Here is a 25,188-nt window from a genome sequence, read left to right as displayed (position 1 = left end):
GAAGCGATGAGTACGTATGCCGAGCTGGTATGTTGTAGCAATTTCTCCTTTCTTGTGGGCGCCTCACACCCGGAAGAGCTGGTGGCGCAAGCGGCGGCATTGGACTATCAAGCGCTCGCGATCACCGATGAATGCTCGGTCGCAGGCGTGGTGCGTGCGTATCAAGCTCAGCGTGATTATCCGCAGCTTTCGCTGATCATAGGCAGTCGCTTTCGTCTGCAGGCGTTAGATGTTGTTCTACTGTGTCCCACCCAAGCGGCTTACCAAGAGCTGTGTCGGATTATCACCAATGCGCGGCGGCGCAGTCACAAAGGCGATTACCAGCTGAGCGAGTGGGATCTGATGTCGATACGTCATGGCTTGGTGCTATGGCTACCCAGTGGCGCGGAGAGTGATCATCACTGGGCGACGTGGCTGCTGCGTTATCATGCTGAGCGCTTGTACCTGGCTGTGCGCCGCGATTTAGCAGAACACGATCATCCGTATCTGGCGCACTGTCGCATGCTGGCAAGCCAGTATCAACTTTGTGTGACAGCGTGTGGTGATGTGCAGATGCATCACCCTGAGCGACTAGCATTACATCATACTTTAACCGCGATTTGGCATCGTCAGCCTGTGGCTGAATTGGGGCAGACTTTATTGCCCAATGCAGAGCGGGCTTTACGCCCGCTATCTAAGTTACAGACTCTATTCCCACCCGAGTGGCTAGCGGAAAGTGCCAAGATTGCCGCTCAGTGTCAGTTCTCCTTGGCGAGCCTCAAATACAGCTACCCCAAAGAAGTGGTGCCAACCGGCGAGTCTGCGATGGCGTATCTGCGTGACGCGGTCAAGCAAGGTGCACAGCAGCGTTTCCCCAAGGGGGTACCCAGTGACGTGGGAGCCATCATTGAAAAAGAGCTCGCGCTTATCGAGGCGCTCGATTACCCGTATTACTTTTTGACCATTTACGATCTGGTGCGCTTTGCTCAATCGCGTGGGATCTTATACCAAGGACGCGGCTCGGCGGCGAACTCGGTGGTGTGTTATTGCTTAGGGATCACCGCGGTGGATCCGTGCAAAGTCGATGTGCTGTTTGAGCGCTTTATTAGCAAAGAGCGCGACGAGCCGCCGGATATTGATGTCGACTTTGAGCACCAGCGTCGTGAAGAAGTGATCCAGTATTTGTATCAAAAATATGGCCGTGAGCGGACTGCCTTAGCGGCAACCGTGATCCGTTATCGGCTTAAAAGTGCACTGCGTGATGTGGGCAAAGCGTTGGCGATCCCCGCTAGCCAGATTGATTTTTTTATTCAAAACCTCAATCGGCGCGATAAAACTCAGCCTTGGACGCAGCAACTTCAACAGTTGGGCCTGGATCCTAAAAGCGCGAAAAGCCAACAATGGCTGTCGCTTACCCAGGCATTGATCGGCTTTCCGCGCCACCTTTCTCAGCATGTCGGTGGCTTTGTGATTGCAGATGGGCCTTTGTATGAGTTGGTGCCGGTGGAAAATGCGGCGATGGCAGAGCGGACGGTGATCCAGTGGGATAAAGACGATCTGGAAACACTGCATCTGATGAAAGTCGACGTACTGGCGCTGGGTATGCTCACCGCGATTCGACGTACCTTTGATTTGATTGCCCAAACCGGTGGCCCTCGCTTGAGTTTGGCGGCGATCACTCAACAAGGCGATGATCCGGCGGTGTTTGCGCGCATTCAGAACGCCGATACCGTAGGGGTATTTCAAATTGAGTCACGGGCACAAATGAGTATGCTACCGCGGCTCAAACCGGCTTGTTATTATGATTTGGTGATCCAAATTGCCATTGTCCGCCCSGGCCCGATTCAAGGTGACATGGTGCATCCGTATTTAAAGCGCCGTGATGGGGAAGAAGTGGTGAGCTACCCGTCCAAAGCGGTTGAGCAAGTGCTGGCGCGTACGCTTGGAGTGCCCATTTTTCAAGAGCAGGTGATCAAACTGGCGATGGTTGCAGCCGGTTTTTCTGGTGGCGAAGCGGATCAGCTGCGTCGTGCGATGGCCGCATGGAAGAAAAAGGGTGGACTGGCGCCGTTTCGCGACAAATTGATTACTGGGATGACCGCGCGTGGCTATCGCGTCGACTTTGCCGAGCAGCTTTACCGGCAAATCTGTGGGTTTGGTGATTATGGTTTCCCAGAAAGCCACTCGGCGTCGTTTGCGGTCTTGGCCTATGTATCGGCGTGGCTGAAGCATTATTATCCCGCCGCGTTTTATACCGCCTTGCTCAATAGCCAGCCGATGGGGTTTTACTCGCCGTCACAACTGATGCAAGACGCCACGCGCCATCAGGTGCCTGTGTTGCCGGTTTGTGTGCAACACTCGGGGGCGGATCATTGCTTAGAAAAGGTCGACGATCACTGGGGCGTGCGGCTGGGATTGCGATTAGTCAAAGGGTTGAGTGCGGCGGCGATAGACCGATTGCTGGTCCATCGTCCAGAGTCGGGGTTTGCGTCTTTGTCGGCACTGCAAGAAATTAACCTTGACCGCGATGCCTATCAAGCCCTAGCCAGCAGTGGCGCATTGGCGGCGCTGGCTGGCAATCGCTATCAGGCGCGCTGGGCACTGATGGATCAGCAGCGGCAACTGCCGCTACTGGCCACCAGTGACGATGAGGTTGTCTTGCCTCATTCGCCTTCCCAGTGGCAGAACTTGATTGAAGATTACGCGGCCTTGGGGCTGTCGCTCACCGATCATCCTATTCGTTTGATGGCGCAAGCCGGCACGCTGGGCCGTTTTACCCGCGGCGTTGAGTTATCACAGTGTGCGCCGCAAAGCTGGGTCGCGGTGGCGGGCGTGGTGACGGGCAAGCAATCACCAGGTACCGCCAGTGGTGTAACCTTTGTCACCTTGGAAGATGATACCGGCAATATTAATGTGGTGGTCTGGGCGGGGACGGCACGGGCGCAATCCCGTGCTTTTATGCAAGCCAAGGTGTTGAAAGTGCATGGCATTGTCGAGCGTCAGGGCGAGGTGGTGCATGTAATTGCCGGTAAGTTGATTGACCTTACCCCTAAGCTCACCACCTTGTCGGTCACGTCGCGTGAGTTTCGTTAATAGGGTGTGCCCGCGATTTGCTGATCGCTTGGCGCAGCGCATGCCGCAATCGCCTGAATGCGTTGGCGATGAAGCTCATCACGGATCGCTGCCCCTTTAAAGCCAGCGTCGACAATCGGCTTTACATCGACGTTCTCGGCACAGGCAAAGCGCTCACGTAAGGCATCGGCTTGCGGGTAATGATAATTTTCACGTCCCTTGCGGCCACGCACATCGGCTAAACATGCCAAGGCCAATTGCTCAACCCGTTCAGGTTTTCGCCACGCATCAATTTGATTAAATAATGCCACCCAATGCTCGGGGCTGAGTTGATCGCATTTATGGATCTTAGAGTGATGTGCACTGACTACCAAGGCTAAATCTCTGCATTGATTGGGGATTTTAAGCCGCTCGCACAGCTCTTTTATCACCGGCAGCCCGCGATCGCCATGGCCGCGATGGCCGGGCAAGATGGAGGAAGGGGTGAGGGCTTTACCGAGATCATGGACTTGTGCAGCAAAGCGAATGCATTTGTCATCGGTCAACGAGGCGGCATAACGGCTGACCATTTCAGTGTGGATGCCGGTATCGATCTCAGGGTGCCAGTTGGCAGGATTCGGCACGCCGTACAGGGCGTCGATTTCAGGAATCACTACCGCAAGTGCACCACAATCGCGCAGCACAGCAAGAAACACATCGGGACGATCACTGCCAAGCGCTTTCTCCCACTCCCGCCAAACTCGCTCTGGGGTGAGGTGGGCAAGTTCGCCCTTGGCGACCATCGCTTTCATCAGCGCCAATGTATCGTCGGCAATGGTGAAGCCGAGAGGCGCAAAGCGGGCGGCAAATCGTGCCACACGTAGCACGCGCAATGGATCTTCGCTAAAGGCGGGCGATACATGACGTAACATCCGGTTGTGCAAATCTTGCTGACCGCCATAAGGGTCAATCAAGGTGCCATCTTCATCTTGGGCAATGGCGTTTATAGTGAGATCACGCCGCTGAAGATCGGCCTCTAACGAGATATCTGGCGAAAAGTCACACACAAAACCGGTGTAGCCTTGGCCCGATTTACGCTCTGTGCGTGCTAATGCGTACTCTTCATGCGTTTCTGGATGCAAAAAGACTGGGAAGTCTTGGCCAACTTGTTGATAGCCTGAGGCTTGCATTTGCTTCACTGTCGCGCCCACCACGACCCAATCTTTGTCCGTGACCGGTAAACTTAACAACGCATCGCGTACCGCGCCGCCGACAAGATAGTGTTTCACACAAAGCTCCTTGGTTGCAGAAAGTGAAGAAACAGCAAAGATGCTGAGTCATACCTTCATAGAAGTATACATATAGCGTAGCAGCACGCCCACCGTGTGCTGATAATGGTTACCGTTGGATGGCTAATCGTTAGCTAGCCAATGAAAGATGGGGTTGCTCATCAACGACGGGATTGCTCATCAACGACGGGATAGTAAAAACGCGGGATAAAACGTAAACGATATAAACGTGGCGATCTAAATAAAATAGGCTGCAAACGCAGCCTATTTATCGGAGATTGATTATGCCCAGCCGTCACGGCGACGTTTTTTACGTGGGATAAGATGTGRCAGCACAAGGCCAAACAGTAAGCCGCCGCCGGCCACCATGCCGCCGTAGGTGAACCAGCGCATTAATAAGTCATCTTTTTGCGTATCAATTTTTGCACGCAAAGCACGAATTTCATTTTGTGCATCAATCAGCTTTTTATTGAGTTCGCTGCTGTGTGTTTCTAGCTTCTCGATTTGCGCATTACGCTTTTTAAGCGACTCAACCAACCCTTTTTGTTGTGCTTTGGCATCATCCTGTGCACTCGATAAGGCTGTTTTTACTTTTTTGAGCTCGGCTTCAAGCGCAGGTACACGTTCTTTCAAGCCAGGTTGAGTGGTGACGAAGTCACTTTTCACCCAGCCTTTACGGCCGCGACTATCGACAATTTGCGAATAGCCCGCATTTTGGTCGCGCTTGAGTACAGTGATTTTATCGCCTGCATCAACACTGCCGATAATGCGATATTGTGTACCAGGGCCAGAGTGCATATAGGTAAATAATTCATCAGAAATATAGTTCTCCGCCATGGCTTGCGGCGCGGTGACGAGAACGAATAGCAATATGAGAGCAGAATACAGGTGTTTCACGTCTGGGGTCCTTTGCATTATTCAGTGTGGGACACATCGGCTTTGCTAGGCATAGTGCCATAGGCTAAAAAGAAAGGGGAGCCATGCCCCCCTTTTTTTAACCGTGATTTGACATCGCTGCCGACTGTTAGGCAAAGAAGGTGATCATTACTTGGTAAAAGATCACAGCTAATAAAGCGCCTGCTGGAAGCGTGATGAGCCACGAGGCAACAATATTGCGCACCACGCCGAGGTTGAGTGCGGCAATACCGCGGGCAAATCCAACACCTAGCACCCCACCGACCAGTGTTTGCGTGGTCGAAATCGGTAAGCCTGTTCCCGAGGCTAAAACGACTGTGCTCGCGGTGGCTAATTGCGCGGCAAATCCGCGGCTTGGTGTGAGTTCTGTTATTCCTGAGCCAACGGTCGCCATGACACGATGCCCCAAGGTCGCAAGGCCGATGACAATGCCGGCACCGCCCATCGGAAGAATCCACCAAGCAATGTGTGCTTTTTCTGCCACAGTACCGAGGTTTTGCACGGTCGCCACAATCGCTGACAGGGGGCCAATGGCGTTAGCTACGTCGTTTGAACCATGCGCGAAGGCCATGGCACAGGCAGTGACGACCATGAGTAAGCTGAATATCCGCTCAACGCCTTGAAAGCCTTGGCTCTCATCGCCGCGATATTTTCTAGAGATGTAATACACGCCAAAAAACATCACCAGTGCAGACAAGACAATTGACGCACTGACTGACTCTAACGTGGTCAAATGCAAGCCAACATGCTTGAGCCCTTTTTTAATGGTCACCATCGCAATAATAAATGCGGTGAGGAACATATAAATGGGGACAAAACGTTTTGCATTGAGTACGGGGCGGTCAGTGTCAAAAATGAGGCGCTGGGCGCTAAGAAAAATAAAGTAGGCAAAAAGACCGGAGATAAAGGGGGTGATCACCCAACTGCCAACGATACTTTGGACGGTATGCCAATCGACCGCCTCAGAGCCAACCGATAGGCAAGCAAAGCCAATGATCGCGCCGATTATCGAATGGGTGGTGGAGACTGGCCAGCCCATAAATGAGGCAAGGAGTAACCAAGTACCGGCGGCGAGTAAGGCCGACATCATACCAAAGACCAATTCTAGTGGTTGATCAGCATATAAGTTGGTATCGATAACCCCTTTTCGTATGGTGTCTGTGACTTCACCGCCGGCTAAATACGCGCCAGCAAATTCAAAAATCATCGCCACAACAATGGCTTGCTTGACGGTCAGCGCTTTGGAACCAACGGAGGTCCCCATTGCATTGGCGACGTCGTTGGCACCAATACCAATCGCCATTAAAAAACCAAAAGCCGCGGCGACCATGATCAGTATAGTCCCGTGATTCATCAGGATTTCCATTGTAATACCTTGTTGTTACATCACTCGGTTAAGAACGGGAAAGCATGACCTCTAAGCGCGCACCGACACGTTGCGCTTGATCAGCAATTTCGCCGACCCACTCGAGGATTTTGTACAAGAACATGACGTCAACAGGGTTGTACTCCTGCTCAACGGCCATTAATGCCTGGCGAAGCTGGATTTGCATTGAGTCAGTATCATCTTCAATCACATCCAACTGATGAATCATTTCGGCCACTAAGGTGACTTCGCGTCCTTTAAATCCAGTCTCAAGCAGTTCTTCGAGCTCATTAATCACCCGACGTGCTTGAGCGGCTGCATCTAGGCACCGTTGTACATAAGCAATGAAAGCGGTATTCATTGTTGGGGGCATACGCAGCTGACGACCAATGACTCGGCCGGCAATATCTTTGGACAGATTGGCCAATTTATCTTGCTGCGTCAGTAACTCGAGCATATCCGTGCGATCGACGGGCATAAATAAGCCTCGAGGTAACTTAAGCCGAATATTACGCTTCAGGGTGTCAGCGTCTTTCTCTATTTCAGAGATTTGATGACGGAGTTGGTTTGCTTTATCCCAATCTTGTTGCTCGCAAGCATGAAAAAATGGGATCAGTAGCTCACAGCAATCATTGACACGATTGACGTGGCGTTGCAGAGGTTTTATAGGGCTTTTTGCGAATAGCCCAACAATTGTATTGACTGGCATAGCCGTAATCTACCTGGTTGCCTCACGCCCAAAGGGCAAAGAGTGGAGGCTAAACGTTCAACGATGGTATATCGGAGCGGCGAATGGTAGCGCAGAACATTGGCTAAAGAAACAGCTTTTGTGATCTATGCCGCAGTGCGTTTGATCAAGACTGGTGGTTATAGTCCTTGCCGACAAGATCAATTGTTCATATCCTTGTCAGGCAATTGGCTATAGGTACCCGTATGGACACTGAGATAGAGCTCAAATTTTTTGTCTCTTCTGACTTTCCTCACCGCATCCGCGATAAGATTGTCAGTGTAAAGCAGCTACAGCAAAGCCAGCGTGAGCTGGGCAACATCTACTTCGATACGCCAGATTTTACCCTACGCGAACACGATATCGGTTTGCGTGTGCGTTGTTTTGATGGTGTTTATATTCAAACGCTCAAAACCGCTGGCCGGGTGGTAGCTGGGCTGCATCAGCGCCCAGAATACAACGCTGAGCTTAATGGACCTGAGCCCGACCTTTCTTTGATCCCGGTCGATGCATGGCCTGATAGTGTCAATATTGATGCACTGAGTCAGTCGATTCAGCCGCTCTTTTCCACCGACTTTGTCCGCCAACAGTGGCTCTTAGCCACTGACGACGGGAGTCAAATAGAGTTAGCCAGCGATCAGGGTGAAGTCTCAACCGAAGCCGGTGATAAAGATGTGATTTCTGAGGTCGAGCTAGAGCTTATTTCGGGTCAAACCGATGCCTTATTTTCATTGGCGCGCAACCTTGCCGATGAGGGAGGACTGCGACTGGGAAATTTGAGTAAAGCCGCGCGAGGCTACCGCTTAGCCACGGGCTATCAAGGCGATCCGGTCAAAGCGCTGTCTATCGTCAAACTGAGCGCCGACGATACGCAAGAGAAAGCGCTCATTCGAATTCTTGAGCACGCGCTCAGCCACTGGCATTACCACGAACAAATCTACATAGAGCGAGAGTCGCTTGATGCGCTGCAGGAAATTCGCTACGCGGTATTACTGATCCGCCAAGCCTTCGTTCTATTCGGCAGCGTGTTGCCGAGACGAGCGAGCACATTATTGCGTCAAGAGTTGCAATGGTTTGATGGCGAACTCGCTTGGCTGGATGATGCGTGGGCGAATGCACGCTTGTGTGAAGATAAGGGCCAATACCTGCGCAAACTCAATGCCCGAAAAATGATGGTCAAAACGCTGAAAGCTGAGCAAACTCAGTTGCCGGAGCGCGAGGATATCGTGGCGTTACTTCATACCTCTCGCTACTGCAATCTGTTGCTTGATTTAAGTCGTTGGATTCTCTCTAAAGGTTGGCAGCCGTTTTTAGATGAAAAAGCAGCGGATAAATTAGCGCAACCGATTCAAACCCTGGCCGATAAGGCATTACCTGAATCTTGGCATGAGCTCCTTGATGCCTTTGACGAGAGTAAGACACTGACAAGGCATGAGTATTTTGATCAGTATCCACGTCTGCAACGCAACTTGGTGTTAGGGACCTGCTTGGCGTCACTCTTTGATAAAAGTCGCCGTAAAGCGTTCCGACTGCCTTGGTTAGATTTACTGCAAGGTATAGAGGAACTTCGGCTACTTGAGCCAGTACGCGATTTAGTTGCAGCGATTGACGATGACGACGATAAGCAACAAGCGGAAAAGTGGTTAGCGAGAAAAGAAGAATCACTTTTTCATGCGATGACGCAAAGCCGTCAAACAGGCTTACGCCTCACGCCTTATTGGCAAGAATAAGCGACGCTAAAAAGTGTAAGAGAATAAGTAGAAGCAGCCAGATGGCTGCTTTTTTTAACCGAATCGATTATGCAAATAAGATGTGTCTGTATGCATCACCATGGCGCCTTTGGTCTCGACGTTGACTCGGTAAAAACCCAGTCAAGATCAATCTATGTTGGTGGTTTTTGCGTTATAAACGGTTTACGCGTCACATGATAATTTGACTAAGTTATCATTATGGGCAATGTTTGTGGTTAAATTTCACAAATACGGTAAACAAGGATTCAGCCTGCGTGGTGTTTGTCGATATAACATCACCTAGTATCAATAATCGCCCGTTTGTTTGGGTCACTCAGTTGGCTTGATAGCGGTCATGGAGCTTTCAGGATTATGGCTAAACATACCTTCTATGCGTGGGAAAAACCCGTTACCAATCTGCGCTTGATTCCAAAACTCGTGATTCTTATGGTCTTTAGTACCATTATTTTGGTCGGTAAGCAGATGTGGGACGCCAATACATTTCGCCAATCCGTCATTGATTTCACCTTAAGCCAGACCCAAGAACTTGCCCGTTCCAGTGCCGCAATGACTGGCACATTAATCGAGCAACCGGACGGAGAGCGTCTGATGCGAGAGACGGTCGACACCATGAACAATGAGTTCAGTGAAGGCGCGTATTTATTTTTAGTCAATGGGGAGACGCGTCAGATTTGGGCGCACCCCTCCATGCGACAATTTGATCAATTGCGTGTGCCGGATGACACCTCAGGCGCTGATATTACTGAGCTTTTTATCAATCAGTCACAGCCGTTCAGTTACACCGTCTATGATGGCGGGCGACATGGGTATGCCGTGCCTGTAGGCAACAGCGACTGGTGGTTAGTGGCCTCGCAACCCACATCTGAAGCGCAAGCGTATTACCAAGATTATATCATCAAAGTGGCGTGGCAGACTGCGGTAATGATTGTGTCTTTTATGGTGATCTTGCTGGGTGGATCTAACATCATGCTGCGCCAAATCAACTACCTGACCGATAGGATTCGTGCGTTGGCGAATCGCGATTTGAGTGAGCCGATTGAAATGAATAGCCAAGACGAGTTTGGCGATCTTGCGCGCGAGCTGGAAACGTCTCGTCGGCAATTGGTCGACGTGATTCAAGCGCAGCGACAAGCGTCAGACGWTCTGTCGTCTCTGGCCGAGATCATGACCATCAGCATGTCGGAAACCAAAGAATCGTCGAAAGAGCAGTTCGATGAAATGGATCAACTGGCGTCAGCCATGAGTGAAATGAGCGCCACCGTGCAAACGGTCGCAGAGCATACCCGAGAAGCAGCTAAAGCGACTGAAAGCTCCAGTCAGCAAGCCAGCAGTGGCCAAGCGCATGTTAGCACCACCATTAATACCATCAATGCGCTGTCAAATGACATTAGTGAGTCATCACAAGTCGTCGGTCAGGTCGACGCGCAAGTGGAGAAAATTGGTACTGTGGTGGTGACCATTCAAGGCATCTCAGAGCAAACCAATCTATTGGCGCTTAACGCCGCGATTGAAGCTGCCCGGGCGGGGGATACAGGACGCGGCTTTGCGGTTGTGGCGGATGAAGTGCGTAAGCTGGCACAACATACCCAAGAAGCGACGGTTGAAATTCAAGATATGATCACCCAACTGCAGCAAAGTGCACAAAAAGCGGTGGGACTGATGGATCGCAGTGTGACGGAGGCGAGTGCCGGGGTAGACTCGGTGAGTCAGGCGGGTGGCGAGTTAGAGCAAATTGTTACTCAAATCCAATCACTGAATGATATGAACTTCCAAATTGCCTCGTCGGCAGAGCAACAAGCCTCGGTGGCCGGTGAAATGAATCAAAACCTCACCAATGTTAAAGACTTGGTTCAGGCCTCAGTGACGGTGGCGAGCGAGCTGCATGAAACGGCTGAAATGGTCGAGCAGAGTGCTCAGTCACTGAAAGATAAGATCGATGCCTTTAAAGTGTAATCGTTGTCCCTTCACGTCCCGATAAAGATAACGGCTCACTGCATTAGTGAGCCGTTTTTGTTAGTGTCAAATGAAGGAATTATCAAAAGGAATGCCCATGGTGCTGTCTGACTCCCTTTCCGCCAACCTGAATCAACATTGGACACAATTGGCTGAATTCGCCCCCCAAGCACTTGACCAATGGCAAGGACCCGCCCGCGACCAGCTGGAAAAGGCATTGGTATGCAGCGATTTTATTGCCTCTGCGCTCACGCACACTGACGGATTGTTGCAATGGCTTCATCAACATCACCGCGATGTATCACGCGAGGCCTGCTATCAGCCAGAACTGACGGCAGCGCTTGAGACGGTGAATGATGAGCATGAATTCCATCGTCAACTACGTCTGTGTCGGCAACGTGAACTTGTGTGGATTGCTTGGCGCGATATACATCAGCAGTGGCCTGTGGAGGCGAGTTTACAGCATTTATCGGCCTTGGCTGAGGCGCAGATCCTCAGTGCTTATCACTGGTTATATCAGCGTTGTTGCCATGATTGGGGCACGCCAATGAGCCCAGATGGCGACCCACAGCCTATGCTGATCCTCGGGATGGGGAAATTGGGAGGCGGTGAGCTCAATTTTTCTTCCGATATCGATTTGATTTTTACCTATCCCGAAAATGGAGATACTCAGGGAGCAAGGCGCAGTATCGCCAATGCCCAATTCTTTACGCGACTGGGTCAAAGGCTGATAAAAGCGCTCGACCAGCCTACCGTCGATGGTTTTTGCTATCGCGTTGATATGCGATTACGCCCATTTGGCGACAGTGGGCCTTTGGTGATGAGCTTTTCTGCCTTGGAAGATTACTACCAAGAACAAGGGCGTGATTGGGAGCGTTACGCCATGGTCAAAGCACGGGTGATGGGCAAAGAGCAATACGACTGTTATCAAACGCTTAGACAAATGCTGCGTCCTTTTGTCTTTCGACGCTATATCGATTTTAGCGCGATACAAGCTTTAAGGCGGATGAAGCAGTTAATTCAACGAGAAGTACGTCGGCGTGGACTGACGGATAATATTAAACTGGGTGCGGGTGGCATTCGAGAAATTGAATTTATTGCACAATCTTTCCAATTAATTCGTGGGGGGCGAGAGCCCAGCTTGCGTCAGCGTGGCTTACTGGAAACCTTGGATGCGATAGAAGAACTGGCGTTACTGCCAGCCGCTGAAGTCAGTCAGTTAAAAGCGGCCTACTGCTATTTGCGTCGGGTCGAGAACTTATTGCAGGCCATTGATGACAAACAAACGCAGACCTTGCCCGATAACGCGCTTGATCGGGATCGTCTCTCCTTCGCCATGGGGAGCAAAGATTGGGCGAGTTTACACGCGGAGATCGCGCGGCACATGCAGGCGGTCAATCAGGTTTTCTCTGGCTTAATTGGCGAAGATGAACAAGATAACGACATGGATATTGATAGTGAGTATCACGATCTATGGGCGATGGCGCGCGATGTCGACAACGCTAAATTGATCCTCACAGGGTTGGATGTGCCGGAGACCAATATTGCTGAGCAATTATTAACGTTTAAGCAGGAGCTGGCGAAACGGACCGTTGGCCCACGTGGCCGTGAGGTGGTCAATCGTCTGATGCCGGTGTTGTTAAGTAAATTATTAACCTTGCCTGAGCCTCAACAGGTTCTGCCGCACATTACCCATTTATTATTAAATATTGCCACTCGGACAACGTATTTAGAGTTATTAGATGAACATCCGGGGGCGATTGATCAAGTCCTTCGGCTTTGTACCGCCAGCCCCATGGTGGCGGAAAAGCTGGCACGTTATCCCTTGTTGCTCGACGAGCTGCTGGATCTGACCCACTTGTATCAACCTCTTGCGCCCGATGCGTATCGCAGCGAATTACGCGATTATCTGGCACGGATCCCGGTTGAGGACATGGAGCAGCAGATGGAGGCCGTACGTCAGTTCAAGCAAGTGCAACTATTAAAAATTGCCGCCGCTGATATTGCCGGTGTCTTACCGGTGATGCGGGTCAGTGATCATTTGACTTACTTGGCCGAGGCGATTGTAGAGGCGGTGGTCAATCAGGCCTGGCACCAGATGGTGGAAAAATATGGCCAACCGACACACTTAGGCGAGCGAGAGGGACGTGGCTTTGCGGTGATTGGTTACGGTAAGTTAGGGGGCTGGGAGCTGGGTTACAATTCCGATCTCGACGTGGTTTTTCTCCATGACTGCCCAGCGGATGTTGAGACTGATGGGCGAAAAGTGATTGATGGCCGGCAATTTTATCTGCGTTTGGCGCAGCGCATTGTGCATCTTTTCTCCACCCGAACTCCGTCTGGGATTTTGTATGAAATCGACACGCGCCTTCGCCCATCAGGTACCTCAGGGATGCTGGTGAGCACGTTAGAGGCCTACGCGGATTATCAACAAAACGAAGCCTGGACGTGGGAGCACCAAGCGTTAGTTCGCGCGCGGATGATCGACGGCGACCCCGACCTTGAGTCTGGCTTTGCACAGGTGCGGCATCGCATTTTATCGGCCTCGCGCGATCAGGACATATTGCGCGAGAAAGTCAGTGGTATGCGTGAAAAAATGCGKCAGCATAAAGCGACAGGGCAAAACGATACCTTCTCCATCAAACAAGACGCTGGTGGGATCACGGATATCGAGTTCTTAGCGCAATACCTGGTGCTCGGCAACAGTGCCACACAACCTGCGTTAACCCGTTACAGCGATAACGCACGCATTTTTGAGCAAGCAGGCGAGCTTGGCGTGATGACGATGGCACAAGCGGAGCGCCTGAAATCGGCGTATACCCGCATGCGCAATGCATTGCATCGTAGCCACTTGGCGGGAGAGAGTGGCAAGGTCGAAGCCAGTGCATTCCTCGACGAACGCGATTCCGTGATGCAAGCTTGGCAACAATGGTTAGCGACAGAAAAGGCGTCGTAAATCAGCGATCCGCGTGCGATGCTCAATAAAGCGATGGCTCGCCCTCAGGGCGTGTTTTAAAGCGTCGGTGTAACCACATATATTGCTCCGGCGCTTGTAGGATTAACTGCTCAACCGCGCGATTGGTGACAACGGCAGCCGCATCGGCGTCCTTGGGAAAATCTTGCAGCGGAGACTGGATGGTTATCCGGTACTGACCACCGCGTCGATCTCTCACAATCGAAAACGGCACCACGGCGGCGTGGCCTGCGTGTGCGAGTAAGCTCGTTCCTGTGGTCGTACACGCTTTCTCAACGGCGAATAATGGCGCAAAGGTTGAACGGCGTCGGCCGTAGTCATGATCCGGTGCATACCACATCCTATCGCCTTGTTTGAGATGATGAATCATGGCTTTAACGTTTTTCCTGTCGATGGCACCATTGTGTCGCGTCCGGCCACGATGCTGGAACCAATCATAAACAGGATTATTGTTAGGGCGGTACACACCCACGCCCGGCGTGACCTCACCTAAGGCTCGCGCACCCAACTCTAAGTTCATCGAGTGCACAGCGATAACGAGTACCCCTTGCCCCTGACTTTCTAGGTGTTTCAGTTTGTCTATCCCCTCAAACACCATATGCTTTTTGATACGCCAAGAGGGCCAAAACCATGCCATACAGGTTTCAAAAAGGGCTAAGCCAGAGTTGGCAAAGTTCTCTTTCACCATCGCCTGACGCGAGGCAGGACTCATTTCAGGAAAACACAACGCCAGATTACGATCGGCGATCTTCACACGCCGTTTCATCAGCGTATGTATCAGTCGGCCAAGCCCGCGCCCCGCGTAAAACTGAACGCGATAGGGAAGCCAGCTGGCTAGGTACATGAGTCCCACCCCGAGCCAAGTGTGAAGATAGCGAGGGTGAAGAAATCCAATGTGAAATTTTGGCGGTGAAAAATCGCTCATAGTGTCAATGACTCGTGAAAACAAAAATGAAACCGGCCGTCAGGCACGCGCCACATTGTAGAGTAAATTGCAGGGGCTGTCCTGTGCTTGTCTGCCCGATGGATGTTGAGATTGTGCGCAGCGCACGCCTGTACGCGCCCCATTTGGTTTTTGGCTATGCTACTATCGCTCGGTAACGACAGTATTCGGAGATCCAGATGAAACTCAGCCTGCCTGATTATAACCAAGCCAATGTTCTGGTTGTCGGTGATGTGATGCTTGACCGCTATTGGTATGGTCCCACCGGACGTATATCACCAGAAGCCCCCGTGCCCGTGGTCAAAATCAATCAAACGGAAGAGCGCCCTGGTGGGGCTGCCAACGTGGCGATGAACATCGCTGCTTTAGGGGGACATACCCAGTTAATTGGTTTGACAGGCAAGGACGAACAAGCGGATGCGTTAACCCAAACCCTGGATTCTTTAAACGTCAATTGTGACTTTGTGGCGCTGGACTCGCATCCAACCATCACCAAGTTACGGGTGATGAGCCGTAATCAGCAGTTGATCCGGCTCGATTTCGAGGAGGGATTTGCGGGCGTGGATCTCACCCCAATGCTGACAAAAGTGACAGCCGCCTTACCCAAGGCGCAGGCGATGATCTTATCGGATTATGCCAAAGGTGCATTAGCGCAGGTGCAATCATTGATCCAAGCCGCGAATCAAGCCGGCGTGACCACCTTGGTGGATCCCAAAGGGACGGATTTTGAACGCTATCGTGGCGCCAGCCTGCTGACGCCAAACCTGAGCGAATTTGAAGCCGTGGCTGGCACGGTGACAGACGATCAAAGTTTGGAAGAAAAAGGCTTAGCGCTTATTAAACACTATGAATTGGGCGCGTTGTTGGTCACCCGTAGTGAGCATGGTATGACCCTGCTTCGTCCTGATGCTGCCCCACTTAACTTGCCGACGCTGGCCAAAGAGGTCTATGACGTCACCGGTGCTGGCGATACCGTTATTTCGGTGCTGGCGGCCTCGTTAGCTGCCGGCAAACCGATCGAACACGCATGTGCACTGGCCAATGCCGCTGCCGGTGTGGTGGTCGGCAAGCTCGGCACCTCAACGCTATCAACCATTGAGTTAACCGAAGCCATACACGGCTCGCACGAGTCCGGCTTTGGGGTCACCACAGAATCGCAACTGATCGACGCGGTTAAGGTGGCGCAAGGACGGGGTGAGAAAGTGGTGATGACCAATGGCTGCTTTGATATTTTGCACGCCGGTCATGTTGCCTATTTAAACGAAGCCGCTAAATTGGGCGATCGCCTGATTGTCGCGGTTAATACTGATGCGTCGGTACAAGGTTTGAAAGGACCAGGTCGTCCGGTTAATCCCACCGATCGACGCATGGCAGTCTTGGCGGGGCTTGGCGCTGTGGATTGGGTGGTACCCTTTGGCGAAGAAACGCCTGCGCGCCTGATCAGTGCGGTGTTACCGGATTTATTGGTGAAAGGCGGCGACTATCAGGTCAGTGAAATAGCCGGAGCTGAAGCGGTGCTTGCCAATGGCGGTGAGGTCAAGGTGCTTAACTTCGAAGAAGGATGCTCAACGACTGAGATCATTGAATCGATTCGGCGTGGTCAATAGTGCCTCTTGCCCTATCAATTGAAAACAATAAAAAAGGTGCCCGTCGGCACCTTTTTGCGTTCTCGAGCCTTAAGCGTGAATTAATCTTGTTTCACCAGCCCTTGGTTGATATCAAGTAAGTCTTGCTCGGTCAAGGTGCCGACCGCTTGGTGTAAACGCAAATGACTTAAAATGTAATCGTAACGTGCGTTTGATAGATTACGGTTGGCGTCATACAAACGGCGTGTCGCGTCTAACACATCGACAATGGTACGGGTGCCCACTTCAAAGCCGGCTTCTGTCGCTTCTAATGCCGAGCGAGCTGAAATCACCGTTTGTTCATAAGCACGCAGCGCGCCAATCGAAGCATTAATGTCGTTATAGAACGCACGCACATCTTTCACTGTGCTCCGGTAAGTGGACTCTAACCCCTGCGAGGCAGCGACATATTCATGTTGTGCTTTTTCAACATTGGCGGAGGTGCTGCCACCGGTGAAGAGCGGTAAGCTAAAGTTGAGCGCAGCCGTCCCCTCGTTAGAATCAACAGAGCCTGGCGTGTGTTGGTTATCAACATCCGTCATCCCGTATTTGGCGCTAAACGTCAACGTAGGCAGATGACCTGTTTTGGCGAGCTTAATCTGCTCTTTGGCGGTGTCACGCGCAATGCGGTTGGCCAGCAGTTGCAGATTTTTCTCTTCTGCGGTCTTCACCAAAGCAGCGGGTTGCTGTTGCGGGTTGCTGGCACTAAAACGCGCTTTATCGAGCACGCGTAAGTCTCTCGGCGCTTGGCCGGTGATCTCACGTAAGCCTTCATAGCTGTTGGTGAGGGCGTTTTCTGCCAAGATCTCATCGGCGAGCACAGCGTCATACTGCGCTTGAGCGTCGTGCACATCGGTAATCGCCGACAAGCCAACTTCAAAACGTTGCTTGGTTTGCTCAAGCTGACGGCCCACCGCCGCTTTTTCTGCTTGAATAAACTCAAGCTTGTCCATCGCACGTAGGACATCAAAATACGCTTGCGCCACGCGCAGCATCAACCCTTGTTGCTGGGCAGCATAGGCGGCATCCAGTTGACGCGCTTGCATTTCGCTAATATCCAGATTCACCCAGCTATCACGCTTAAATACTTGTTGGCTAAGGCTGATATCGGCGGAAGTGACATCGTTATCACTTTTATCGTCGCTGTCATTGCGTTGGATCGCGTAACTGGCGTTAAGTGCAATTTGAGGCAGCAAGGTGCCGCGGGTAGCATCCACGGCGGAAAACGCCGCGTCACGTTCAGCGGCCGCTTGATTAAGAGTGGGATCGCTTTGCTTCGCTTGTTGGTAAATTTGGGCGAGATCATCGGCAAAGGCTGCATTGCTTACGCTGCCGAGTGCCAAACCTAACGCCAGAGGGAGCAATTTTTTCATAGATAGAATCCCTGAATCTGTGCTATTCGATAAATATACAGTTACTAGCTTAACGCAATTATGCTTGCGTGAAACTGACAATTTGTGAGGACATTGAGTGTAAACTATCCAATTTGTAAATGGGACTTAAAAATAGTTGTAACTTTTATCAAAAAAGTTAAGTTTAAAGTTTGCAGTGAATCAGGGCCAGTGATAAGACTGCGCCGCGACAGCCTATCATAAGGAGCTAGCATGTCAGACCATCCGCCCGGACAATTTGGTCGCGACGATATCGTGATTGAAGATATCTCACCACTTTATCAAGGCTTCTTTTCTATTCAACGCTATCAGTTTCGTCATCGTCTATTTGAGGGCGGCTGGAGCGGTGCGGTGGTACGAGAGCTATTTGAGCGTGGACACGCCGTCGCGGTACTGCCGTATGATCCAGGGCGAGATGAGGTGGTCATGCTTGAGCAAATCCGCGTCGGGGCGATGGCAGCAGGTGCGACGCCGTGGCAGTTAGAAATTGTCGCGGGCATGATCGATAGCGATGAATCACCAGAGCAAGTGGCACACCGTGAAGCGCGAGAAGAAGCTGGATTGTTGTTGCAGCAAATGGAACATGTCACCCGTTATTTATCCAGCTCCGGTGGGTGCTCTGAGCAACTCGATGTATTTGTTGCCATTGTGGATGCGAGTGATGCCGAGGGGATTCATGGCCTAGACAGTGAGAATGAAGACATTCTTGTTCATCGTTTTTCTCGAGAGCAGGCGTATCAAAAAGTGGTCGATGGTGAAATTGAGAATGCAGCCTCGATCATTGCTTTACAATGGTTGGAACTCAATGCGGCGAGATTGCGTCAGAGTTATAATCGTTAAAACCGATAACCGATCGTGTACGCATTGCGCAGGCTCGAATAACAAGTAGGTACCCGTGAAAACTAATTATCGTGTCGACTTATCGGCGATGATGCGCCTTTATGAAACCAATTACGCTAAGCTTGTTCGTCTGATGCCACAGCCGGATGAGGTAGGTCGCGTCTGCCGATACGATATTCATGGTCAGGAATATGCGCTGGTGGTCCGCGAGTCGACGCGTTATACCACCTTGCTTGATATCGCGCAGCTTAGTCCAGGAGATGCTCCTTCTTATTTACATGCTAACCTGACTGTACGCTTGTATCATGATGCACGCGTGGCGGAAGTGTGTACCACGCAGCAGATTTCGCGCTTGAAACCACGTTATGATTACCCAAATCCGCGCATGCATCAGCGTGATGAAAAGCATCAAGTGAATGCATTTTTATCGGATTGGCTCGGCCATTGTTTGCGTCGTGGCATTAGCGCGTCTAATCCTATGTATAAATCATCGTTAAACTAAACCAGCAAAGGTACTTTCAACGTTGCAGCCTTGTCAGATAGATAACGCCCACGGCGATTGCATTCGTCTCTTGCAAATTACCGACACGCACCTGTTCGCCGATGAGCAGGGCAGTTTGCTGGGTATCAACACACTTCAAAGCTATCACGCCGTGTTAGAGGCAATCAGTGCGACATCTAAGCCTTTCGATGCCATTATTGCCACGGGCGATTTATCGCAAGATCACTCTGCATTGTCATATCGCCGTTTTGTCGACGGGATTCAGCGCTGGAAACAGCCTTGCTTTTGGCTGCCAGGCAATCATGACTTTCAGCCTGAAATGCGCGCGGTGCTGCACTCGAACACCTTGATGGCCCGTTCGCAGGTCTTATTAGGAGAGCACTGGCAAATGATCTTGCTCGACAGCCAGGTCGCGGGTGTGCCGCACGGTGAATTATCTCACGATCAACTCAAACGCTTAGATGCGGATTTAAGTGCTTATCCAGAGCGACACGCGCTCGTGCTATTGCATCACCATCCTTTGGAGGCAGGAAGCACTTGGCTTGATCAGCATAAACTGGTCAATCGAGAGGCGTTTTGGCAGATTATGGCGCGCCACCCTCAAGCGAAAGTGGTGGTGTGTGGCCATATTCATCAGGCGTTAGATATTCGTCATCAAGGCGCGCGTGTGATGGCAGCGCCTTCAACCTGTATCCAGTTTATGCCCGATTCGCATGATTTTGCCCTCGATAACCAAAACCCGGGTTGGCGCTGGCTGACGCTTTATCCTGACGGACACATTGACACGCAAGTTGAACGTGTCACCGGACGTTACTTCCGTCCTGACTTTGACTCGAGCGGGTATTAATCAACATGGCATCTGCGTTACTTTACTTACATGGCTTTAATAGCTCGCCACACTCATTAAAAGCCACGCAAATGCGTGAGTTTTGTCATCGTTACCGGCCTGATATTGATGTATTGGTCCCGCAACTCCCTAGCCATCCCGCGCCGACTATCGATTTACTTTCTGAACGGGTAGAGGCCTATAGGGAAACGCATCAACTTGGATTGGTCGGAAGCTCATTAGGGGGATTCCTCGCCACTTGGTTGAGTGAACGTTATCAATTGCCTGCTGTACTGGTGAACCCTGCGGTTCGCCCTTATGAGCTATTGCAAGACTATATTGGCGAGCAGGTTAACCCTTATACCCAAGAACATTACCACTTGGATGCCGCTGATATTCTCGCCCTGCGTGAGCTTGATGTGCCCACGCTGTCTGAGCCTTCTCGCTTTTGGTTATTACAACAAATGGGTGATGAAGTATTAGATTACCGTCAGGCGGTGGCGAAATTTAACGCGAGCAAACAGACCGTTGAGCCTCATGGCGATCATAGTTTTATTGGCTTTGAGCGCTATTGCGAGGAGATACTGCAATTTCTCGGCGTCTAATCTGCTTACCACGCCAATGCTTGTCCACTCATGCTCTGACCAATGCCTTGTCCACCCATGTTTATCTGCCAAAGCGCTCTGCTAAGCGGATACTTAAGCCAACTATGACTCGGATGGCAGTTCACAGAAACTCGTGGCAATCTGGGGTCGCGCTTGACAAGCGGATCCCCCTTGCTGACCATGTCATCACATTTATTAAGCTAATCGATTATGACAGAACAAAACTATAACGCAGGATCGATAGAAGTCCTCAATGGGCTCGAGCCAGTGCGCCGACGTCCGGGTATGTACACCGATACCAGCCGTCCCAACCATTTGGGGCAAGAAGTGATCGATAATAGTGTCGATGAAGCGCTAGCCGGTCACGCCAGTAAAATTGATGTCATTCTTCATGCAGATCAGTCATTAGAGGTGATTGATGATGGGCGAGGGATGCCGGTTGATATCCACCCAGAAGAGGGCGTCTCTGGGGTCGAACTGATTTTATGTAAACTCCATGCTGGCGGTAAGTTTTCCAATAAAAGCTACCAGTTTAGTGGCGGCCTGCATGGGGTGGGTATTTCGGTTGTTAACGCTTTGTCTCATCGGGTCGAGATCAGCGTTAAACGCGACGGTCAGGTGTATGACATCGCGTTCGAAAATGGCGATAAAGTACAAGACTTGACTGTCACCGGAACATGTGGACGCCGTAATCGAGGTACCCGCGTTCATTTTTGGCCCGATAGCCAATTTTTTGATTCGGACAAGTTCTCGCTTACGCGCTTGAAAACCATTTTAAAAGCCAAGGCTGTATTGTGTCCGGGCTTGACGGTGAACCTGACGGATAAAAACACCAATGAAACCATTACTTGGTGCTATGAAGACGGGCTCAAAGACTACTTAGCACACAGTGTGAAAGGTTATGAGGTACTGCCCGAGACACCTTTTATCGGTGAATTTAGTGGCCAAAGTGAAGCCGCTGATTGGGCGGTGATTTGGCTCCCAGATGGGGGAGAGTTAACCACCGAAAGTTATGTGAATTTAATTCCAACCCCACAGGGCGGTACCCACGTTAATGGCTTACGACAAGGTATGTTGGAAGCAATGCGGGAGTTTTGTGAATTTCGCAACCTATTGCCTCGCGGAGTCAAGCTGACCGCGGACGATATTTGGGAGCGTTGTGCCTACGTGCTCTCGGTTAAAATTCAAGACCCGCAATTTGCCGGACAAACCAAAGAGCGCTTGTCATCGCGCCAATGTGCGGCGTTTGTCTCTGGCGTGGTAAAAGATGCGTTCAGCCTTTGGCTTAATGAGCGTCCTCATTTGGCTGAGCGCTTGGCAGAAGTCTGTATCGCCAGCGCCCATCGACGGATGCGTGCCGCCAAGAAAGTGGTGCGTAAAAAAGTGGCGTCTGGCCCTGCATTACCTGGCAAGTTAACGGATTGTGCTATGCAAGACTCCAGTCGTACTGAGCTCTTTTTGGTCGAAGGGGATTCTGCAGGTGGGTCGGCCAAACAAGCGCGCGATCGAGAATTCCAAGCGGTGATGCCGCTTCGAGGAAAAATCCTGAATACCTGGGAAGTCTCAGCGGACCAAGTACTCGCCTCGCAAGAAGTACACGATATTTCAGTCGCGCTGGGGATCGATCCGGACTCGAGCGATTTATCTCACCTGCGTTACGATAAAATTTGTATCTTGGCCGATGCGGACTCAGATGGCCTGCATATTGCGACCCTTCTATGCGCATTATTTATGCAACACTTTCATGCGTTGGTCGGAGGTGGCCACGTTTATGTCGCGATGCCGCCTTTGTACCGGATTGATTGTGGAAAAGAGGTCTTTTATGCCTTGGACGAGGATGAAAAGGCCGGGATCTTGGAGCGTTTAAGTAATAAGCGCGGCAAGGTCAATGTGCAACGTTTCAAAGGGCTAGGGGAAATGAATCCCTTACAACTGCGTGAGACCACCATGGACCCCAATACTCGGCGCTTGGTACAGCTCACTATCGATGACGAAGAGCAAACGCAACAGCTAATGGATATGTTGCTGGGGAAAAAGCGAGCGGAAGATCGCCGCCATTGGCTGCAGCAAAAAGGCGACATGGCCGAACTTATCGATATTTAAATAACTATAACGGGATCTTATTCGCATGACAGAGGTGACTTATGATGGCGTAGAGCAGCTTGCCCTTCGCCAGTTCACTGAGGATGCTTACCTCAATTACTCGATGTACGTCATCATGGATCGCGCACTGCCGTTTATCGGCGATGGCTTAAAGCCAGTGCAGCGCCGGATTATTTACGCGATGTCCGAGTTGGGGCTTTCCGCCTCCGCAAAGTACAAAAAATCGGCCCGAACCGTTGGCGATGTGTTGGGTAAATACCACCCCCACGGGGATGCGGCTTGCTATGAAGCCATGGTGTTGATGGCGCAGCCGTTTTCTTATCGCTACCCACTGGTTGATGGGCAAGGGAACTGGGGCGCACCGGACGATCCTAAATCCTTTGCTGCGATGCGGTATACCGAATCACGTCTTTCGCGCTTTTCAGAAGTGTTGCTGCAAGAGCTTGGCCAGGGCACGGTCGAATGGGGCCCCAATTTTGATGGCACCATGAAAGAGCCGAAGACCTTACCGGCACGTTTACCGCATATTTTATTAAACGGTATTACTGGGATTGCAGTGGGTATGGCCACCGACATTCCCCCACACAATGCCCGGGAACTCGCCAATGCGCTGGCGGCGATGATTGATAAGCCCAGTATCGATTTAGACGGCGTGCTTGAGTATGTTCAAGGCCCTGACTATCCGACCGAAGCTGAAGTGATCACGCCAAAATCAGATTTGAAAAAGCTCTATACCAGCGGACGCGGATCCATCAAGATGCGCGCCTTGTGGCATAAAGAAAGCAATGAAATTGTGATCACAGCGTTGCCGCATCAAGTCTCTGGTGCCAAATYATTAGAGCAAATTGCCAATCAGATGCGAGCGAAAAAGCTGCCGATGGTGGATGATTTACGCGATGAGTCGGATCATGAAAATCCAACGCGTATTGTCATCGTTCCGCGCTCGAATCGTGTTGACTGTGATCAGCTGATGGATCACTTATTCGCATCGACCGATTTAGAGAAAAGCTATCGCGTAAACCTCAATATGATTGGTCTGGACGGTCGGCCGCAGGTTAAAGGCTTACACGGCATTTTGTCTGAATGGTTAACCTTCCGACGCCAAACCGTAAGACGTCGCCTTGAGCATCGCTTAGAAAAAGTGCTCGCTCGCCTGCATATTTTGGAGGGCTTACTCGCCGCTTACCTCAATATTGACGAGGTGATTGAGATCATCCGCAGTGAAGATGAGCCAAAGGCGGAGTTGATTCAGCGCTTCGGTTTGAGCGAGAAACAGGCCGAAGCCATTCTTGAGATCAAGTTGCGCCAGTTGGCCAAGTTGGAAGAGATTAAAATTCGCGGTGAGCAAGATGAGCTCAGCAAAGAGCGCGACAAACTCGAAACATTGCTGGGGTCAGATCGTCGGTTAAACACCTTGATCAAAAAAGAAATCCTGGCGGATGCAGAAAAATATGGTGACGACCGCCGTTCTCCTTTGATCGAGCGTGCCGAGGCCAAAGCGTTAACGGAACGTGATTTAGTCCCCAGTGAGCCCATCACTGTGGTGTTATCTGACAAAGGTTGGATTCGTCATGCCAAAGGCCATGATGTTGATGCCAGCAGCCTAAATTACAAAGCCGGGGATCAATTCCTCGATGCCGCACCGGGTAAGAGTAATCAACCTGCGGTGTTCTTGGGATCAGATGGGCGCAGTTATGCGATCGAATCGCATACCTTGCCGTCAGCACGAAGCCAAGGCGAGCCGATTACGGGTCGAATTAATATCACGCCAGGATCATCGATTCGTCATGTACTCATGGCAGATGAAAACCAGTTTATGCTGATGGCTTCCGATGCGGGCTATGGCTTTGTGTGTAAACAAGCCGATATGCTGTCAAAAAACCGTAGCGGCAAAGCCTTGCTAACGGTGCCCGCGCATGCTGAGGTGATGTCGCCTCGTCAAATCAGCCAGCTAGAAACGGATTTGATTGTGGCTATTTCTAATGAAGGGCGAATGCTGGTCTTTCCTGTGCATGAACTTCCCCAGTTGAGCAAAGGCAAAGGCAATAAAATCATTAATATCCCTGGCGCACGCGCGAAATCGCGTGAAGAAGTGTTAAGTCAGCTCTATGTCGTGCCCGCCGATGTAGGGATTACTCTGCACGCAGGTAAACGGAAATTAACGTTAAAGCCAGACGATTTGGCTCATTATCGTGGCGAGCGTGGTCGTCGAGGGAGTATGCTGCCTCGAGGCCTTCAGCGCGTCGATGAGATAGATATTCTCACTGATGAATAACACAACGTCCGCCCTTGTGATCAAGGGCGGCGTGGGTGCATTTTTGTGCTGAATCCGTATACTGACTCGCCTT

Annotated in this window: 17 protein-coding genes; 11 read left to right on the top strand and 6 right to left on the bottom strand. The window is 51.2% G+C overall.

Annotation, left to right across the window (positions count from 1 at the left end; translation table 11 throughout):
• Nucleotides 1–6 precede the first annotated feature (6 nt).
• Nucleotides 7–3,072, top strand: coding sequence for an error-prone DNA polymerase (locus tag BZG76_RS01880; RefSeq protein ID WP_108743641.1), 3,066 nt, complete (start codon nucleotides 7–9; stop codon nucleotides 3,070–3,072).
• Here the strand turns inward: BZG76_RS01880 and BZG76_RS01875 are convergent.
• The 4 genes from BZG76_RS01875 to BZG76_RS01860 form a co-directional block, all read right to left on the bottom strand.
• Entirely contained in the window at nucleotides 3,069–4,319 is a 1,251-nt protein-coding gene (locus BZG76_RS01875; protein ID WP_077459940.1) for a multifunctional CCA addition/repair protein, read from the bottom strand. The genes BZG76_RS01880 and BZG76_RS01875 overlap by 4 nt on opposite strands.
• A gap of 282 nt (nucleotides 4,320–4,601) precedes the next feature.
• Entirely contained in the window at nucleotides 4,602–5,216 is a 615-nt protein-coding gene (locus BZG76_RS01870) for a TIGR04211 family SH3 domain-containing protein (protein WP_077459939.1), read from the bottom strand.
• 127 nt (nucleotides 5,217–5,343) lie between these two features.
• On the bottom strand, nucleotides 5,344–6,600 hold the full coding sequence (locus tag BZG76_RS01865) for an inorganic phosphate transporter (RefSeq protein WP_077459938.1): 1,257 nt from the start codon (nucleotides 6,598–6,600) through the stop codon (nucleotides 5,344–5,346).
• A 28-nt stretch (nucleotides 6,601–6,628) separates the two neighbouring features.
• Complete coding sequence (locus tag BZG76_RS01860) at nucleotides 6,629–7,309, bottom strand: TIGR00153 family protein (RefSeq protein ID WP_077459937.1); 681 nt, start codon at nucleotides 7,307–7,309, stop codon at nucleotides 6,629–6,631.
• Between the two features lie 224 nt (nucleotides 7,310–7,533).
• Between BZG76_RS01860 and BZG76_RS01855 the strand changes: the two genes are divergently transcribed.
• From BZG76_RS01855 to glnE, 3 genes are all read left to right on the top strand, one after another.
• Nucleotides 7,534–9,057, top strand: coding sequence for a CYTH and CHAD domain-containing protein (locus BZG76_RS01855; RefSeq protein WP_077459936.1), 1,524 nt, complete (start codon nucleotides 7,534–7,536; stop codon nucleotides 9,055–9,057).
• 372 nt (nucleotides 9,058–9,429) lie between these two features.
• The gene (locus BZG76_RS01850) at nucleotides 9,430–11,031 is read left to right on the top strand and encodes a methyl-accepting chemotaxis protein (RefSeq protein WP_077459935.1); all 1,602 of its coding nucleotides are present in this window, start codon (nucleotides 9,430–9,432) and stop codon (nucleotides 11,029–11,031) included.
• A gap of 97 nt (nucleotides 11,032–11,128) precedes the next feature.
• Nucleotides 11,129–13,987 (top strand): bifunctional [glutamate--ammonia ligase]-adenylyl-L-tyrosine phosphorylase/[glutamate--ammonia-ligase] adenylyltransferase, encoded by a 2,859-nt coding sequence (gene glnE / locus BZG76_RS01845; RefSeq protein WP_077459934.1) that lies wholly within the window; start codon nucleotides 11,129–11,131, stop codon nucleotides 13,985–13,987.
• Nucleotides 13,988–14,009: 22 nt separating this feature from the next.
• Here the strand turns inward: glnE and lpxL are convergent, their stop codons facing one another.
• Complete coding sequence (gene lpxL, locus BZG76_RS01840; protein ID WP_077459933.1) at nucleotides 14,010–14,930, bottom strand: LpxL/LpxP family Kdo(2)-lipid IV(A) lauroyl/palmitoleoyl acyltransferase; 921 nt, start codon at nucleotides 14,928–14,930, stop codon at nucleotides 14,010–14,012.
• 197 nt (nucleotides 14,931–15,127) lie between these two features.
• Here lpxL and hldE point away from each other — a divergent pair, with 197 nt between their 5' ends.
• Nucleotides 15,128–16,555 (top strand): bifunctional D-glycero-beta-D-manno-heptose-7-phosphate kinase/D-glycero-beta-D-manno-heptose 1-phosphate adenylyltransferase HldE, encoded by a 1,428-nt coding sequence (hldE, locus tag BZG76_RS01835; RefSeq protein ID WP_077459932.1) that lies wholly within the window; start codon nucleotides 15,128–15,130, stop codon nucleotides 16,553–16,555.
• 80 nt (nucleotides 16,556–16,635) lie between these two features.
• Here the strand turns inward: hldE and tolC are convergent, their stop codons facing one another.
• The gene (tolC, locus tag BZG76_RS01830; protein ID WP_077459931.1) at nucleotides 16,636–17,946 is read right to left on the bottom strand and encodes an outer membrane channel protein TolC; all 1,311 of its coding nucleotides are present in this window, start codon (nucleotides 17,944–17,946) and stop codon (nucleotides 16,636–16,638) included.
• 231 nt (nucleotides 17,947–18,177) lie between these two features.
• Here tolC and nudF point away from each other — a divergent pair, with 231 nt between their 5' ends.
• The 6 genes from nudF (at nucleotide 18,178) to parC (ending at nucleotide 25,115) form a co-directional block, all read left to right on the top strand.
• Entirely contained in the window at nucleotides 18,178–18,804 is a 627-nt protein-coding gene (gene nudF, locus BZG76_RS01825) for an ADP-ribose diphosphatase (protein WP_077459930.1), read from the top strand.
• A gap of 55 nt (nucleotides 18,805–18,859) precedes the next feature.
• Complete coding sequence (locus BZG76_RS01820; RefSeq protein WP_021023397.1) at nucleotides 18,860–19,306, top strand: DUF1249 family protein; 447 nt, start codon at nucleotides 18,860–18,862, stop codon at nucleotides 19,304–19,306.
• A 22-nt stretch (nucleotides 19,307–19,328) separates the two neighbouring features.
• Complete coding sequence (gene cpdA, locus BZG76_RS01815; RefSeq protein WP_021023398.1) at nucleotides 19,329–20,153, top strand: 3',5'-cyclic-AMP phosphodiesterase; 825 nt, start codon at nucleotides 19,329–19,331, stop codon at nucleotides 20,151–20,153.
• 5 nt (nucleotides 20,154–20,158) lie between these two features.
• Nucleotides 20,159–20,737: an esterase YqiA gene (gene yqiA / locus BZG76_RS01810; RefSeq protein ID WP_077459929.1), complete on the top strand. Its 579-nt coding sequence runs from the start codon at nucleotides 20,159–20,161 to the stop codon at nucleotides 20,735–20,737.
• 210 nt (nucleotides 20,738–20,947) lie between these two features.
• Nucleotides 20,948–22,840 carry a DNA topoisomerase IV subunit B gene (gene parE / locus BZG76_RS01805; protein WP_077459928.1) on the top strand — a complete coding sequence of 631 codons (1,893 nt, stop codon included), beginning with the start codon at nucleotides 20,948–20,950 and terminating at the stop codon, nucleotides 22,838–22,840.
• A gap of 25 nt (nucleotides 22,841–22,865) precedes the next feature.
• Nucleotides 22,866–25,115: a DNA topoisomerase IV subunit A gene (gene parC, locus BZG76_RS01800; protein WP_077459927.1), complete on the top strand. Its 2,250-nt coding sequence runs from the start codon at nucleotides 22,866–22,868 to the stop codon at nucleotides 25,113–25,115.
• Nucleotides 25,116–25,188: the final 73 nt, after the last annotated feature.

It is taken from the genome of Salinivibrio sp. AR647 (genome assembly GCF_001995415.1).
GTDB classification, from domain to species: Bacteria; Pseudomonadota; Gammaproteobacteria; order Enterobacterales; family Vibrionaceae; genus Salinivibrio; species Salinivibrio costicola.
This window is presented reverse-complemented; position numbering and strand designations above follow the sequence as displayed.

What these genes read in the sequence shown, in the direction of transcription:
- BZG76_RS01855 (WP_077459936.1), top strand. Translation starts at nt 7,534, where the DNA reads ATGGACACTGAGATAGAGCTCAAATTTTTTGTCTCTTCTGACTTTCCT.
- yqiA (WP_077459929.1), top strand. Translation starts at nt 20,159, where the DNA reads ATGGCATCTGCGTTACTTTACTTACATGGCTTTAATAGCTCGCCACAC.
- BZG76_RS01860 (WP_077459937.1), bottom strand. Translation starts at nt 7,309, where the DNA reads ATGCCAGTCAATACAATTGTTGGGCTATTCGCAAAAAGCCCTATAAAA.
- hldE (WP_077459932.1), top strand. Translation starts at nt 15,128, where the DNA reads ATGAAACTCAGCCTGCCTGATTATAACCAAGCCAATGTTCTGGTTGTC.
- lpxL (WP_077459933.1), bottom strand. Translation starts at nt 14,930, where the DNA reads ATGAGCGATTTTTCACCGCCAAAATTTCACATTGGATTTCTTCACCCT.
- parE (WP_077459928.1), top strand. Translation starts at nt 20,948, where the DNA reads ATGACAGAACAAAACTATAACGCAGGATCGATAGAAGTCCTCAATGGG.
- tolC (WP_077459931.1), bottom strand. Translation starts at nt 17,946, where the DNA reads ATGAAAAAATTGCTCCCTCTGGCGTTAGGTTTGGCACTCGGCAGCGTA.
- BZG76_RS01865 (WP_077459938.1), bottom strand. Translation starts at nt 6,600, where the DNA reads ATGGAAATCCTGATGAATCACGGGACTATACTGATCATGGTCGCCGCG.
- nudF (WP_077459930.1), top strand. Translation starts at nt 18,178, where the DNA reads ATGTCAGACCATCCGCCCGGACAATTTGGTCGCGACGATATCGTGATT.